The organism is Achromobacter deleyi (genome assembly GCF_902859705.1).
GTDB lineage: Bacteria > Pseudomonadota > Gammaproteobacteria > Burkholderiales > Burkholderiaceae_B > Achromobacter > Achromobacter deleyi.
On the sequence record NZ_CADIJO010000010.1, the window covers coordinates 1 to 14,974 of the forward strand.

15 protein-coding genes and 1 pseudogene are annotated in these 14,974 nt (G+C 68.2%); 12 read left to right on the top strand and 4 right to left on the bottom strand.

From position 1 onward, the window contains the following. Positions 1–228: pseudogene (locus tag HV798_RS15535) on the bottom strand (Tim44 domain-containing protein); the annotation flags it as partial. A gap of 180 nt (positions 229–408) precedes the next feature. Next, positions 409–1,185: a bifunctional demethylmenaquinone methyltransferase/2-methoxy-6-polyprenyl-1,4-benzoquinol methylase UbiE gene (gene ubiE, locus HV798_RS15540; protein WP_025135566.1), complete on the bottom strand. Its 777-nt coding sequence runs from the start codon at positions 1,183–1,185 to the stop codon at positions 409–411. 161 nt (positions 1,186–1,346) lie between these two features. Here ubiE and phoB point away from each other — a divergent pair, with 161 nt between their 5' ends. The 9 genes from phoB to serA all read left to right on the top strand — a co-directional run bounded on the left by phoB (position 1,347) and on the right by serA (position 10,731). Further along, positions 1,347–2,045, top strand: coding sequence for a phosphate regulon transcriptional regulator PhoB (gene phoB / locus HV798_RS15545; RefSeq protein ID WP_006386862.1), 699 nt, complete (start codon positions 1,347–1,349; stop codon positions 2,043–2,045). A 12-nt stretch (positions 2,046–2,057) separates the two neighbouring features. Further along, positions 2,058–3,365, top strand: a complete 1,308-nt coding sequence (phoR, locus tag HV798_RS15550; RefSeq protein ID WP_175193588.1) for a phosphate regulon sensor histidine kinase PhoR — start codon at positions 2,058–2,060, stop codon at positions 3,363–3,365. Positions 3,366–3,422: 57 nt separating this feature from the next. Further along, the gene (locus HV798_RS15555) at positions 3,423–4,109 is read left to right on the top strand and encodes a heavy metal response regulator transcription factor (RefSeq protein WP_175193589.1); all 687 of its coding nucleotides are present in this window, start codon (positions 3,423–3,425) and stop codon (positions 4,107–4,109) included. Then, on the top strand, positions 4,106–5,500 hold the full coding sequence (locus HV798_RS15560; protein WP_175193590.1) for a heavy metal sensor histidine kinase: 1,395 nt from the start codon (positions 4,106–4,108) through the stop codon (positions 5,498–5,500). Before HV798_RS15555 ends, HV798_RS15560 begins: the two co-directional genes overlap by 4 nt. A gap of 73 nt (positions 5,501–5,573) precedes the next feature. Beyond that, a complete protein-coding gene (locus HV798_RS15565) occupies positions 5,574–6,068 on the top strand; it encodes a cupredoxin domain-containing protein (RefSeq protein WP_175193591.1) in 495 nt (164 codons plus the stop codon). Positions 6,069–6,086: 18 nt separating this feature from the next. After that, positions 6,087–7,904, top strand: a complete 1,818-nt coding sequence (locus tag HV798_RS15570; protein WP_175193592.1) for a copper resistance system multicopper oxidase — start codon at positions 6,087–6,089, stop codon at positions 7,902–7,904. A gap of 18 nt (positions 7,905–7,922) precedes the next feature. Further along, positions 7,923–8,867, top strand: coding sequence for a copper resistance protein B (locus HV798_RS15575; protein WP_175193688.1), 945 nt, complete (start codon positions 7,923–7,925; stop codon positions 8,865–8,867). Positions 8,868–8,892: 25 nt separating this feature from the next. Then, positions 8,893–9,366 (top strand): DUF411 domain-containing protein, encoded by a 474-nt coding sequence (locus HV798_RS15580; RefSeq protein ID WP_175193593.1) that lies wholly within the window; start codon positions 8,893–8,895, stop codon positions 9,364–9,366. A 165-nt stretch (positions 9,367–9,531) separates the two neighbouring features. Further along, positions 9,532–10,731 (top strand): phosphoglycerate dehydrogenase, encoded by a 1,200-nt coding sequence (serA, locus tag HV798_RS15585; RefSeq protein WP_025135558.1) that lies wholly within the window; start codon positions 9,532–9,534, stop codon positions 10,729–10,731. 438 nt (positions 10,732–11,169) lie between these two features. Here serA and HV798_RS15590 read toward each other — a convergent pair whose 3' ends face one another. Together HV798_RS15590 and HV798_RS15595 are read right to left on the bottom strand one after the other, a co-directional pair. Beyond that, a complete protein-coding gene (locus HV798_RS15590) occupies positions 11,170–11,769 on the bottom strand; it encodes an HD domain-containing protein (protein ID WP_175193594.1) in 600 nt (199 codons plus the stop codon). Between the two features lie 14 nt (positions 11,770–11,783). Next, positions 11,784–12,647, bottom strand: coding sequence for a LysR family transcriptional regulator (locus tag HV798_RS15595; protein ID WP_175193689.1), 864 nt, complete (start codon positions 12,645–12,647; stop codon positions 11,784–11,786). 140 nt (positions 12,648–12,787) lie between these two features. Between HV798_RS15595 and HV798_RS15600 the strand changes: the two genes are divergently transcribed. Genes HV798_RS15600 through HV798_RS15610 form a run of 3 tightly spaced genes read left to right on the top strand, consistent with a single transcriptional unit; the run spans position 12,788 to position 14,973 of the window. Beyond that, positions 12,788–13,219, top strand: a complete 432-nt coding sequence (locus tag HV798_RS15600; RefSeq protein WP_013391240.1) for a VOC family protein — start codon at positions 12,788–12,790, stop codon at positions 13,217–13,219. A gap of 24 nt (positions 13,220–13,243) precedes the next feature. Then, on the top strand, positions 13,244–13,978 hold the full coding sequence (gene pxpB / locus HV798_RS15605) for a 5-oxoprolinase subunit PxpB (protein WP_175193595.1): 735 nt from the start codon (positions 13,244–13,246) through the stop codon (positions 13,976–13,978). Beyond that, positions 13,975–14,973 carry a 5-oxoprolinase subunit C family protein gene (locus HV798_RS15610; RefSeq protein WP_175193596.1) on the top strand — a complete coding sequence of 333 codons (999 nt, stop codon included), beginning with the start codon at positions 13,975–13,977 and terminating at the stop codon, positions 14,971–14,973. Before pxpB ends, HV798_RS15610 begins: the two co-directional genes overlap by 4 nt. The last annotated feature ends 1 nt before the right edge of the window (position 14,974 follow it).

Genomic DNA, 14,974 nt, shown 5'->3' on the forward strand with positions numbered 1-14,974 from the left:
GGCCGCACCGGCGGCTGCCGGGGCGGCGGTGGCGCCGGCCGTGTTGCTGGCGGCCGACGGCGGCGTGGTGGCCTGGCGCTGCTGGGTCACGTTGGAGGATTGGCGGCCGGCGCTGGAGCCGCCGCCCGCGCGGCGGGCTTCGGCGTCAAACGACGCCGTCACCAGCGCAGCGCCGGAGATGGCGATGAGCGCCGCGGCGACAAACCGCGAGAAACAGAATTTGGTCATGGATTTTTGCTCCCTCGTACTCGCGCCCCTGCTGCCCCGAGCAGCAGGAAGCTGCACGGATATCGTGCAGCCCTCAGCGCGACTTTCTTACAGTAATCTGAATGACGTAAGAATAACGGACAAGACGCCGCCCCACAAGTTCCCCGTGGGGCAAAGAAATGCCGTCTGAACCTGGGGCGCTCAGCCCAGCCGCACACCCTCGTGCAGGGCGGCGATGCCCGCCGTCAGGTTGAAGTACTGCACCCGCTCGAGACCGGCGGTGCGCAGCATGTCCGCCAGGGTGTCCTGGTCGGGGTGCATGCGGATGGATTCGGCCAGGTAACGGTAGCTGGCTTCGTCCTTGGCGACCTTCTTGCCCAGCCAGGGCAGCACATTGAAGGAATACCAGTCGTAGGCGGGCGCCAAGGGTTTGGCCACCCGCGAGAATTCCAGCACCAGCAGCTTGCCGCCCGGCTTGAGCACGCGGGTCATTTCGGCCAGGGCGCGGTCTTTGTGGGTCATGTTGCGCAGGCCGAAGGCCACGCTGACGCGGTCGAAGTAGCCCGACGGGAACGGCAGGCGCTCGGCGTCGCAGACGGCCGTGGGCACCAGCTGGCCGGCGTCGGCCAGGCGGTCGCGGCCCACGCGCAGCATGGAATCATTGATGTCGGTCAGCCAGACCTCGCCGGTGGGGCCGGCGCGCTTGGCAAAGGCCTTGGCCAGGTCACCCGTGCCGCCGGCGATGTCCAGGACCTTCATGCCCGGGCGCACGGCGGCGCGGCCGATGGTGAAGGCTTTCCAGACGCGGTGCAGGCCGGCCGACATGAAGTCATTCATGATGTCGTAGCGCTGGGCCACGGAATGGAAGACTTCGGCGACCTTGCGGGCTTTTTCGGTTTCCGGCACCGATTGGAAGCCGAAATGGGTCGATTGCGAGGCGGAATCCGCGGAATGTTGCGATTCGGAGGGGTTTTGCATGGTGAATTCCCGATATATCGTCCAATGGTAGCCTATCGGGGCCTGCCAAAGGCCGCCCGCCGGCCCCCTGGCGCAGCCTGCGGTCACATACCTGAAATATTGCGGCCATACTATCGCAATGTTCGCGCCGCGCCGGCGCTCAGAAGCGTGCCCTATCCGCCATGTCCAGCACTATCCTCGTCGTCGAAGACGAACCCGCAATCCAGGAACTGATCGCCGTCAACCTGTCCTTCGCGGGGCACAAGGTGCTGCGCGCCTTCGACGCCGACCAGGCCCAGACCCTCATCCGCGCCGAACTGCCCGACCTGATCCTGCTGGACTGGATGCTGCCCGGCACGTCGGGCCTGGCCATGGCGCGCAAGCTGCGCAACGACGAACGCACCCGCGCCGTCCCCGTCATCATGCTGACCGCCAAGGGGTCCGAACAGGACAAGGTGGATGGCCTGGAAGCCGGCGCCGACGACTACATCACCAAGCCCTTCTCGCCCAAAGAGCTGATGGCCCGCATCAAGGCCGTGCTGCGCCGCCGCGCGCCGCAGCTGACCGACGACGTGATCGACGTCGGCGGCCTCAAGCTCGACCCGGTGACGCACCGCCTGTCGGGCAACAGCCAGTCGCTGCAGATCGGCCCCACCGAATTCCGCCTGCTGCATTTCTTCATGACCCACCCGGAACGCGTGTTTTCCCGTTCGCAGTTGCTGGACCAGGTCTGGGGCGACCACGTCTTCGTCGAAGAGCGCACGGTGGACGTGCACATCCGCCGCCTGCGCAAGGCGCTGGAGCCCAGCGGCCACGACGCCCATGTGGAAACGGTGCGCGGCAGCGGTTACCGGTTTACGGCACAGGTCCCGGCGCGGTAAAACTCCCGCACGATGATCTGGCTGCGTACCCTCTTCCTGGTCGCCCTGTGGGCGGCGTTGGCACTATTGGCGCAATGGCTCATTGGAGACCCGGCGGGCTGGATCGTGTTTTCCGCCGCGCTGACCGCCATGCTGCTCTGGCGCAGCTGGCGCCTGCACCTGGTCTCCCACTGGGCCAATCACCCGGACACCTCTCCTCCCGCCTCGGTGGGCCCCTGGGACGATATTCTCGCCCCGCTCTACCGCTACACCCGGGCCCGCGCCCGCGAGCTGACCGAAACCCGCGACACCATGCAAGGCATGCTGGCGGCCGCCCAGGCCCTGCCGGACGGCGCGGTGACGCTCAATGAAGACTTCCAGATCGACTGGTGCAACCGAATGGCGCGCCAGCACCTGGGGCTGCGCCTGCCGGCCGATCGCGGCCACAACCTGCTGAACCTGCTGCGCGCGCCGGAATTCGTCGAATACGCGCACCGCGCGTCCTGGCCCGACCCGATCCTGGTGCGCCTGGGCCAGAACGGCCAGGAACGGCTGATGATGATGCAGCTGACCGCCTACGCCAGCAACCAGCGCCTGCTCATCACCCGCGACGTGACCCAGATCGAACGCCTGGAAACCACGCGGCGCGACTTCGTGGCCAACGTCTCGCACGAGCTGCGCACGCCGCTGACCGTGCTGGCGGGCTTCCTGGAAACGCTGCGCGACATGCCGGCCGACGCCCTGCCGCCCGAACAGCGCGCGCAGTACATCGACATGATGCACGAGCAGGCCCAGCGCATGCAGGCCATCGTCGAAGACCTGCTGACGCTGTCGACCCTGGAATCGTCGCCGGGCAGCGACCCCCGCGCCGTCAACATGGGCGCGCTGCTGCAGAAGGCGCGCCAGCAGATCGAGGCCCTGTCGGGCGGGCGCCATGTGCTGGAATGGCACATCGACGACACGCTGGACGTGCTGGGCGCCGAAACCGAATTGACCTCGGCCCTGTCGAACCTGCTGACCAACGCCGTGCGCTACACGCCCGACGGCGGCACCATCACCGTGCGCTGGGAACGCGAGGCCGACGGCGGCGGCCGCTACAGCGTGCAGGACACCGGCATCGGCATTCCCGCCCGCCACATCCCGCGCCTGACCGAACGCTTCTATCGGGTCGACCGCGGCCGCTCGCGCGCCGTCGGCGGCACCGGCCTGGGCCTGGCCATCACCAAGCACATCGCCATGCGCCACGACGCCGAGCTGCTCATCAGCAGCGAACCGGGCAAGGGCAGCCTGTTCACGCTGCGCTTTCCGCCCGACCGCATCGCCGTCGCCCTGCCGACCTGACCCCCGCGCGCCCGACATCCGCGCCGCCCCGGCGGCGCGGGTGGTAAATTTCCGGCCATGCGCATCCTGGTCATCGAAGACGAACCCAAACTCGCCGACTACCTGAAAAAAGGCCTGTCGGAGCAAAGCCACGTGGTCGACCTGGCGCGCGACGGCGTCAACGGCCTGCACCTGGCGCTGGAAGGCAGCCACGACCTGATCGTGCTGGACGTGATGCTGCCGGGCGTGGATGGCTTCGGCATCCTCGCGTCGGTACGGGCCCGCAAAGACACCCCCATCCTGATGCTGACGGCGCGCGATGCCGTCGAAGACCGCGTGCGCGGGCTGGAAGGCGGCGCCGACGACTACCTGGTCAAGCCCTTCGCGTTTTCCGAGCTGCTGGCGCGCGTGCAGGCGCTGCTGCGCCGCGGCCGCTCGCAGGAACCCACCGTGTTCCGCCTGGCCGACCTGGAACTGGACCTGGCGCGGCGCAAGGCCACGCGCGGCGGCCAGCGGCTGGACCTGACCGCCAAGGAATTCAACCTGCTGGCCCTGCTGCTGCGGCGCCAGGGCCAGGTGCTGTCGCGCACCACCCTGGCCGAACAGGTGTGGGACATGAATTTCGACAGCGACACCAACGTCATCGACGTGGCCGTGCGGCGCCTGCGCAGCAAGCTGGACGATCCGTTCGAGGCCAAGCTGCTGCACACGGTGCGCGGCATGGGCTACGTGCTCGAATCGCGCCCGGCGTCCGCGCGCCCATGAAACCGCCGCGCATGCGCTCGATGCAGGCGCGCCTGACCCTGCTGCTGGGCGCCATCGCCCTGCTGGTGTCCAGCCTGGCCGGCGCCACGCTGTTCTGGGCGCTCAAGCGCGAGGTCGAACGCCAGGAAATCACCGAAGTCAGCGGCAAGCTGGAATTGATCAACCACCTGATCGACATGCAGAACAGCGCGCGCGGCCTGCACGACCTGGCCGCGACGTTTGACGACATGCGTACCGGCCAGAGCCAGCTGGGCATCTGGATCGTCGACGCCCAGGGCCGCCCCGTCTATGGCGGCGACGCCCCCGAAACGCTGGACACCCTGCCCGACCAGCAGGTGCTGCTGCAACTGGCCGATGGCAGCCGCATGCGCGGCCTGCGCGTGGCCGTCGACGACCGCATCCTGCCCGGCGCGCACCTGACCGTGGCGGTCAGCACCCGCACCAGCTCGCAGTTCCTGTACGCCTACGGCACTGCGCTGGCGCTGATCTGCGCGCTGTGGGTGGGCGCCACCGTGGTGCTGGCCGCCTGGGCGGTGCGCCGCAGCATGGCGCCCACGCGCCGCCTGTCGGAACAGGCCGCGCGCATCCAGCCCGACAACCTGGCGGTGCGCCTGCCGCTGCGCGACACCGACCGCGAACTGCACGAACTGGTGCTGTCCTTCAACCGCACGCTGGAACGGCTGCAGGCCGCCTACCAGCAGATGGAAGGCTTCAATGCCGACGTCGCCCACGAACTGCGCACGCCGCTGGCCACGCTGATCAACGGCACCCAGGTCACGCTGTCCAGCGGCCGCGATGCCGACGAATTGCGCGAGACGCTGGAATCCAACCTGGAAACGCTGGAAGACCTGAAGACGCTGGTCAACGACATGCTGTTCCTGGCCCGCGCCGACCGCGGCGAACAGGCGGCCGACCCGGTGCCGGTGTCACTGGCCGCCGAAGCGCGGCGGGTGGCCGATTTCTACGAGGCCGCGCTGGAAGAGCGCGGCGTGGCGCTGCGCTGCGAGGGCGACGCCATCGTGGCCGCCAACGCCGGCCTGGTGCGCCGCGCGCTGGCCAACCTGATCTCGAACGCCATCAAGGCCACGCCCCGCGGCGGCGAAATCGTGCTGGCCTGCCAACCGCAGCCGCAAGGCGCGCGGGTCGAAGTGCACAACCCGGGCGACCCCATCCCCGCGGCCGACCTGCCCCGCATCTTCGACCGCTTCTTCCGCTCGGGCCAGGCCCGCGCGCCCCGCAGCGAGGGCCACGGCCTGGGCCTGGCCATCGTGCGCGCCATCGCCCGCATGCATGGCGGCGAGGTCGATGCGGCCTCCGGCCCCGGCGGCACGGTGGTCGGCATCACCCTGCGCGGGCCGGCCCCCACCGGACCCAACATTACAAAGAAGTAATCTGCGCGACAGAACCGGGTCACCCCGGTTTTCCTAAAGTGCCTGCATGGTCAACCCCCTTGAAGGGAACAGCATGAAAGGCACTTTGCACCGCATCACCCTGGCCGCGGCCCTGGCCGCCCTGCTGGGAGCCGGCTCCGCATTCGCGGCGGGCGCCCATGGCGAGCACGCCGGCCACGCCATGCCGATGGCGTCCGCGCCCATCGGCGTACCCGGCGACGCCGCCCGCGTCACGCGCACCATCGACATCGACATGACCGACGCCATGCGCTTCACCCCCGCCCAGGTGCAGGTGAAGGCCGGCGAAACCGTGCGCTTCAATGTGCGCAACTCGGGCAAGATCCGCCACGAAATGGTGCTGGGCAGCGAGGCCGACCTGCAGGCCCACTACGCCATGATGATGCAGGACCCCGGCATGCGCCACGAAGAGGCCAACGCCGTGTCGCTGGATGCGGGCAAGAGCGGCCAGATCGTCTGGAAATTCGACCGCGCCGGCAGCGTGTCCTTCGGCTGCCTGGAACCCGGCCACTACGCCGCCGGCATGAAGGGCGCGGTGTCGGTGCAGTAGCGCCCGCCCGGATCCGCCATGAGCTCCCGTCTGCTTTCCACCCGCCGCCGCTTCGTGCAGGGCCTGGCCGCCGGCGGCGCGCTGGCAGCCCTGGGCGGCTGGCGCGCCGCCCAGGCCGCCACGCCAGCCACGCCCGCCGGCCCCGCCGAACTGCGCGGCACCGAATTCCACCTGGAAATCGGCGAAACGCCGGTGAACTACACCGGCGCCGCCCGCATCGCCACCACCGTCAACGGCCAGGTGCCCGCGCCGCTCTTGCGCTGGCGCGAAGGCGACACGGTGACCCTGCACGTCACCAACCGCCTGCGCGAGCAAACGTCGATCCACTGGCACGGCATCCTGTTGCCGACCGACATGGACGGCGTGCCGGGCCTGAGCTTTGCCGGCATCGATCCGGGCCAGACCTTCACCTACCGCTTCGACGTGCGCCAAAGCGGCACCTACTGGTATCACAGCCATTCAGGCTTCCAGGAACAGACCGGCCTGTACGGCGCCATCGTCATCGACCCCAGGCGGCGCGATCCGATCGCCTCGGACCGCGACTACACCGTGCTGCTGTCCGACTGGACCGACGAAGACCCCATGCGCGTCTTCGACAAGCTGCGCGCCATGCCCGACTACTACAACCGCAACCAGCCCAGCGTCGAAAGCCTGGCGCGCGAAGCAGAGGACAAGGGCTGGCGCGCCGCGTTGTCCGAACGGCTGATGTGGGAACAGATGCGCATGAACCCGTCGGACCTGGCCGACGTCTCGGGCGCCACCTATACCTACCTGACCAATGGCGCCACGCCGGCCGGCAACTGGACCGGCCTGTTCACGCCCGGCGAGCGGGTGCGGCTGCGCCTGATCAACGGCTCGGCCATGACCTACTTCGACGTCCGCATTCCCGGGCTGAAGATGACGGTGGTGGCCGCCGACGGCCAGGACGTGCGGCCGGTGGAAGTCGAGGAACTGCGCATCGCGGTGGCCGAGACCTACGACGTGATCGTCGAGCCCGCCGACGACCGCGCCTACACGATCTTCTCGCAAGCCATGGACCGGTCCGGCTATGCCCGCGCCACCCTCGCGCCACGCCCCGGCATGCAGGCCGCCGTACCGGAAGTGGACCGGGTGCAGTTGCTGGGCATGATGGACATGGGCATGAAGCACGACATGCCGGCCGGGCAGGACATGGCCGGCATGGATCACACCGCGATGGGCCATGGCGCAACCCCCGCGGCCACCGGTGCCATGGCCGGCATGAACCACGGCGCCATGCCCGGCATGGACCATGGCAGCCGCCACGGGGCCGGCGCCGATCAGGGCGGCATGGTCGAGGTCAGGCACCCCTACCCCGCCGAACGCGGCCCCGGCAATTCCATGCTGCCCGACGTGGTGTCCACCCGCCTGGACGACCCCGGCATCGGCCTGCGCGACAACGGCCGCCGGGTGCTGACCTATGCCGACCTGCGCTCGGTGCGCGAACCCACCGACAACCGCCCGCCCACCCGCGAAATCGAACTGCACCTGACCGGCAACATGGAACGCTATATGTGGTCGTTCAACGGCGTGAAATTCTCGGACGCGAAACCCATCTTGCTGCGCTACGGCGAGCGCGTGCGCTTCGTGCTGGTCAACGACACCATGATGACCCACCCGATCCACCTGCACGGCCTGTGGAGCGACCTGGAATCGCCCGACGGCGCCTTCCAGGTGCGCAAGCACACCCTGTCGCTCAACCCCGCGCAGCGCCTGTCCTACCGCGTCAGCGCCGATGCCCGCGGCCACTGGGCCTACCACTGCCACCTGCTGTACCACATGGAAGCCGGCATGTTCAGGGCCGTGGTGGTGGAGTAGGCGATGAGACATCCGACCATGCCCGACCGCCTTCCCTTCATCCGCCGCGCCGCGCTGACCGCTGCCCTGCTCGCGGGCCTGGCGGCCCACCCGGCCCGCGCCCAATCCATGCCGGATCATGCCGGAATGGATCATGCCTCGATGCCGGGGATGAATCACGGCCCTGCCGACAAGGCCCCGGCCGCGCCGGCACCGATGAATCATGCATCGATGCCCGGCATGAACCCGGCCGCCCCCAACAACTCGCCCCCCGTCGGCAGCCTGCCGTCCAGCGACGGCGCGGCCCCGCGCGGCTACGACAGCTACGGCATCCATCCGCACATGATGGACAACGCGGCCACCTGGCATCTGCTGTTCGACAAATTCGGCGGGTCGCGCAATCGCGACGGCCAGAACGCATTGGAGTGGGACGGCCGCTTCTGGTACGGCACCGCCACTAATCGCCTGGTCATCAAGAGCGAAGGCGAACGCGAAAGCGGCGGCGGTTCCGACGCCAAGGTCGAAGCCTTCTGGAGCCACGCCATCTCGCCCTTCTGGGACCTGCAGCTGGGCGCCCGGCGCGACGTCGGCACCGGCCCCAAGCGCAACTGGGCCGCCGTCGGCATCGAAGGCGTGCTGCCCTACAACATCGAACTGGAAACCACCGCCTACGCCGGCCCATCCGGCCGCACCGCGCTGGCCATGAAGGCCGAATACGACCTGCTGCTGACCCAGCGCCTGATCTTCACGCCCGAACTCGAAGCCAGCGCCTACGGCCGCAACGACCCCGAACGCGGCATCGGCTCGGGCCTGTCCAAGGGTTCGCTGTCATTGCGCCTGCGCTACGAAGTCACGCGCGAATTCGCCCCCTACGTTGGCGTATCCTTTGAACGTAAATTCGGCCGCACCGCGGACTATGCATCCGACGCCGGCCAAAGCCGCTCGCAGGCCGCCGTGCTGGCCGGCGTGCGCTTCTGGTTCTGACCCCCTTGCCCGTCAACGGAGCCCCATGAAAAAAACGCTCGCCCCCACCCGCCGCCTGATCCTGGCCGCCGCCCTGTCCCTGCCGCTGTACGCCCCGGCCTTCGCCCTGGCGCAGACCGCCCCCAAGGTCCAGGTCTGGAAGACCCCCACCTGCGGCTGCTGCGAAGACTGGGTCAAGCACATGCGCGACAACGGCTTTGACGTCACCACCCACGACGTCCAGGACACCGGCCCCGTGCGCCGCAACACCGGCATGGCCGACTACGGCTCCTGCCACACCGCCGTGGTCGACGGCTACGCCATCGAAGGCCACGTACCCGCCAGCGACGTGCGCCGCCTGCTGCTCGAAAAACCCGACGCCGCCGGCCTGGCCGCCCCCGGCATGCCCCTGGGCTCGCCCGGCATGGACGGCCCCGAATACGGCGGCCGCAAGACCCCGCACGACGTCCTGCTGGTGGACAAACGCGGTGGCGCCAAGGTCTTCCAGGCGTATCGTTGATGGCAACACGCCCGCCGGTTCCCTCCCGGACCGGCGGGATGAACGCCGCCCCGGCGCGCCCCTTGAAACAATTCATCCACACCGCGCCAATGGCTACTCCTTGCACTGCAGCAAAAATGCGCCACAATAAATAAAACGCATTTCCCCACCCGACCCCTGGCAGTCATGGCAAAAATCGTCCTGTTCGAGAACATCCATCCGAGCGCCCGCGCCGTCTTCGAAACCGCCGGCTACACCGACATCGTCTCGCACGCCGCGGCCCTGCCGCCCGCGCAGATGCACGACGCCCTGCGCGGCGCCCACGTCGCCGGCATTCGTTCTCGCACCCACCTGGACGCCGCCCTGCTGTCCGGCAACCCCGACCTGCGCGTCGTCGGCTGCTTCTGCATCGGCACCAACCAGGTCGACCTCGACACCGCCATGCAACGCGGCATCCCGGTGTTCAACGCCCCCTTCTCCAACACCCGCTCGGTCGCCGAGCTCGTGCTGGGCGAAGCCATCCTGCTGCTGCGCCGCATTCCCGAAAAGAACGCCCGCGTGCACCTGGGCCACTGGGACAAGAGCGCCTCCGGCGCTTTCGAGACCCGCGGCAAGACCCTGGGCATCGTCGGCTACGGCAACATCGGCTCGCAGATCAGCACCCTGGCCGAAAGCCTGGGCATGCGCGTCATCTACCACGACGTCGAAGCCAAACTGCCCCTGGGCAACGCCCGTCCGGCCGGTTCGCTCAACGACCTGCTCGAACAAGCCGACGTCGTCACCCTGCACGTGCCCGGCGGCAAATCCACCGAAAACATCATCGACGCCGACGCCCTGGCCCGCATGCGCCGCGGCGCCATCCTCATCAACGCCTCGCGCGGCACCGTCGTCGACATCAACGCCCTGCACGCCGCCCTGAAATCCGGCCACCTGGCCGGCGCCGCGCTCGACGTCTTCCCCACCGAACCCAAGAGCGCCGACGAGCCGCTGGCCAGCCCCCTGATCGGCCTGCCCAACGTCATCCTCACCCCGCACATCGGCGGCAGCACACAGGAATCCCAAGAGAACATCGGCCGCGAAGTCGCCGAAAAGCTCGTGCGCTTCCTGCAGGCCGGCACCACCAAGGGCGCCGTCAACTTCCCCGAACTGCCCTTCCTGGAACAGGCCGGCGCCACCCGCATCCTGCACGTGCACCGCAACGCCCCCGGCGCCCTGGGCACGCTCGACAACCTGATGGCCCAACACGGCCTGAACATCGTCAGCCAGACCCTGCAGACCAAGGGCCAGATCGGCTACGTCATCACCGACGTCGAAGGCCACGTCGACGACCTCGTCATGACCACGCTGCGCGACCACCCCATCACGGTCCGCTGCGACCGGCTGTAAAGCGCGCAACCGGCAAGGCAAGAAAAAAGAGGGGACCAAAAAACGGTCCCCTCTTTTTTTTCAATTCCGCCCTCCTCCCTGCCACGCCTCCCCCCCCCGCCAGCAACCCAGCACCGCCACGACGCCCCACAGGCGCCAATGCCGATTCCGGCCGCCCGCGCGGCCTGGAAATCGGCGACCCCGCACACTCTTGGCCAGCCTCGAACGCAACAGCGCCCCAAACCTCGCACGCCGTAGCCTGGGGTGGGCGGCGCACAGGGGACGCGCGCCGTCGATGCGCCCGAGGGAATCTGAAGGCAGGCGCCGAAGGCGACAACGAAGATGACGAGAGGGTAGTCCGGAGCGAAGGCTCCGGACCGCAATCGTTGGCGCGCGTCCCCTGTGCGCCGCCCGCCCCAGGCGACCTACGAAGCCACGGCCACCCAACAGCCGCGCGCACTACGGACGATCACCCCCCGCCTGCCCAACAAAATGCGCCGCCACCCATTTCTCACACACGGCCCACAACGCGGGCGCGCCACGTTCAATCACCGGCCCATAACGCGCCAGCACTTGTTCATAAGACACTCCGTTCTCCGTCCACGTGCCCCCACCGGTAAACACATTGATCAGCAGCGGTTGAAACCGATCCAACGCCTTCGCGAACTTCGCATCTTCCGACTCGGCCTGCTCGAACTCCCGCCACAACGCCAGGAACTCATCCCCCTGCGCCCCCGGCAACAACCCGAACAACCGCACCGCCGCCGCGTCCTCCTGCTCCGCCTGCACCTGCGCCGACGAGCCGCCGTGGATCGGAAAATCACCCACATCGATCTCCACCACATCGTGCAGCAACAGCATCCGCATCACCCGCCCCGTATCCACCGGGCCACAGGCGTACTCGCTCAGCACCAGCGCATACATCGCCAGATGCCACGAATGTTCCGCCGAATTTTCCTTGCGGCTCGCGTCCAGCAGCGGCGACTGCCGCACCACCGATTTCAGCCGGTCAATTTCCCGCAGGAAACCCAGTTGCTTCTCCAACGCCGTCAATTCCATCCACTTCTCCTCATTCAAGGCGCGGCCGCGGCCCGCCCCAGGCATTCCGCCATTTTGCCCCCGACGCTGCCGGCATCGAACGGCAAGCGCCCGATGATGCCGATTTCCCGGTAGAACGCCGCCTCGCCCAGCGACAACAGCCGCAACCCGTCCAGGTTCAAGCCCCGCAGCCGCGGCAACAACCCCACCCCCAGCCCATGCCGCACCATATTGGCGATCGCTTCGATTTCATCGAGCTCCACCGCCTCGTGCACCGTGATGCGCTGCTTCTTCAGGAACAGATCCACCACCCGCCCGCCGAACGACGCCCGGTCGTAGCGAATGAACGGTTGCGTTGCCAGCAGCTCGCGCCACGGCGCCAGCGGCATCGATTCCGGCATGGCCAGCACCACTTCTTCGCGCAGCAGCGGCTGCCAGCCCAACTCCGGCGGCAACGCGAATGGCGGCCGGATCAGCAGCGCCATGTCGACCTCGCCCGCGTCCACCTGCCCCAAAAGCGACAGCGACACCCCCGGCACGATGCGCACCCGCACGTCCGGATAGCCCGCGCGGAACTCCCCCAGCGCCCGCACCAGCAGGTCCTGCTGCACCGACGCAATGGCGCCGATGCGCAGCGACCCGCTGACGTGGCCCGCGCCCGCCGTGGCCATGCGCTCGGCCATGGCCACCAGTTCCTCGGCCTGCGGCAGCATCTCGCGCCCGTGCGCGTTCAGCGTCGCCGCGCGGGCGCCGCGGTCGAACAGCGCCACGCCCAGGTATTCCTCCAGGCGCTTGATCTGCGCACTGACGGCCGACTGGGTCAGGCCGAGCTGGGCGCCCGCCCCCGTGAAGGTGCCGTCCCGCGCCACGGCGATGAAGGTCTTGAATTCTTTGATCACAATCAATATTTTCGATGCTAAGACACAAAAAATATCGTTTTTCAATCAAAAAAACAATTCATAAACTAGCAATCAGGACACGACCCGATGGTGACGGTCCGCAATCTGATTTACCTTTTCCGCCTTATCCGGAGCTTTTCATGACCGCTCAAACCAACTTGCCGCCGTTCCACCTGGCCTTCCCGGTCCGCGACCTGGCCGAAGCCCGCGCCTTCTACGGCGAAAAGCTGGGCTGTCCCGAGGGCCGCAGCTCGCCCGAATGGATCGACTTCAACTTCTACGGCCACCAGATCGTCGCCCACCTGGCCCCCAGCGAGTGCGGCCACAAGGCCACCAGCGCCGTCGATTCGCATAATGTGCCCGTGCGCCATTTCGGCGCCGTGCTTTCCATGGAACAATGGGAAGCCATGGCCAAGCGCCTGACCGATGCCGGCACCGAGTTCGTCATCGAGCCCTACATCCGCTTCAAGGGCGAAGTCGGCGAACAGGCCACCATGTTCTTCCTGGATCCGTCGGGCAACGCGCTGGAATTCAAGGCGTTCAAGAACATGGATTCGTTGTTCGCCAAGTAATCCGTCTCTACAGGTTTCGTGCCGTTGAACGCAATATCAGACCCACCTTCTTCGGCCGAAACCCCCTGGCGCATCCAGCCCCAGGGAGACCGCTGCCTGATCGTCTCGTTCGGCGATCAGATCGACGCCGCTGTCGGACGCACCTGTCTGGCCGCGGCGCGCAAGCTGCGCGATGCCGGCCTGCCGGGCGTGACCGACGTCGTGCCCTCGTTCGTGGCGGTGGCAGTCCACTACCGCCCCGACGGCCTGGGCAACGGCCCCACCTACGCCAGCCTGGCCGACCGCATTGAAACCCTGTTGGCCGAAGGCATTGCCGCCGACGCCGCCGCCGGCCGCGACGTCGACGTGCCTGTCTGCTACGGCGGCGAACATGGCCCCGACCTGCTCGAGGTGGCCACCGCCGCTGGCCTGACGCCCGACGAGGTCATCGCGCTGCACAGCGGGCCGCGCAGCATGGTGTTCATGCTGGGCTTTGCGCCCGGCCATGCCTACCTGGGCGTCCACGACGAAAAACTGAACCTGCCGCGGCGCGCCTCGCCACGCACCGCCGTACCCCCTGGCGCCGTGGCCATCGCCAACCGCCAGACCGTCATCTACCCCAACCGCCTGCCCGGCGGCTGGCACATCATCGGCACCACGCCGCTGACCATGTTCGACCCCGCGCGCGAACCGGCTGCGCTGCTGCAACCCGGCGACTCGGTCCGCTTCGTGCCCATCACCCCCGAAGAATTCGACCGTCTGCGCGAGGCCCGGCCGTGAGCATCACCGTCATCAAGCCGGGCATGCTGTCCAGTTTCCAGAACCGCGGCCGCGACGGCTACCAGCACCAGGGCATTCCCGCTGCCGGCGCCATGGATGAACGCGCCCACCGCCTGGCCAATGCACTGGCCGGCAACACCGGCGACCCGGCCACGCTCGAAATGACCCTGACCGGCCCCACGCTGCGCTTTGATGCGTCAGCCTGCTTCGCGCTGGCGGGCGCCGACCTGGGCGCCACGCTCAACGGCCAGGACATCCCCTTGCACCGCCCGCTGGTGGCACGCGCCGGCGATACGCTGGCGTTCGGCGCCCGGCCCGCCAACGGCGTGCGCGGCTACCTGGCGGTGCATGGCGGTTTTGCGCTGCCGTCCGTGATGGGCAGCGAAACCACCTACCTGCGCAGCGGCTTCGGCGGCTTCGAAGGCCGCGCGCTGGCCAAGGGCGACCAGGTCGGCCTGCGCCAGGCGCTGGGCCATTCCGATCTGGACGCCCTGCAGAAAGCGCTGTGGGACATCCGCATCTACCTGCCCGGCGCGCTGGGCCACAAGCAACGCGACGCCATCCGCTTCCTGCCCGGCCTGCAATGGGAAGAATTCTCGGAAGCCACCCGCCATGCCTTCGGCGGCTCGGAATTTCGCATCAGTCCGCAATCGGACCGCATGGGGTACCGGTTGCTGGGGCCTGCGCTGTCCATGAGCCAGCCGCGCCAGATGCTGTCGGAAGCCGCCTGCTTCGGTACCGTGCAGGTGCCGTCCGGCGGCGAAGCCATCATCCTCATGGCCGACCGCCAGACCACCGGCGGCTACCCCAAGATCGCGCAGATCGCCACCGTCGACCTGCCGCTGCTGGCCCAATACGCGCCGGGACGCACGCTGCGCTTTGCGCGTATCGAACTGGACGAGGCCCAGCGCCTGGACGGCGAACGCGAACGCGCCTTTACCCAATTGCTGGACACGCTGGCGCCGCTGCGCGCATTGCTGACACAAGGACACTGAC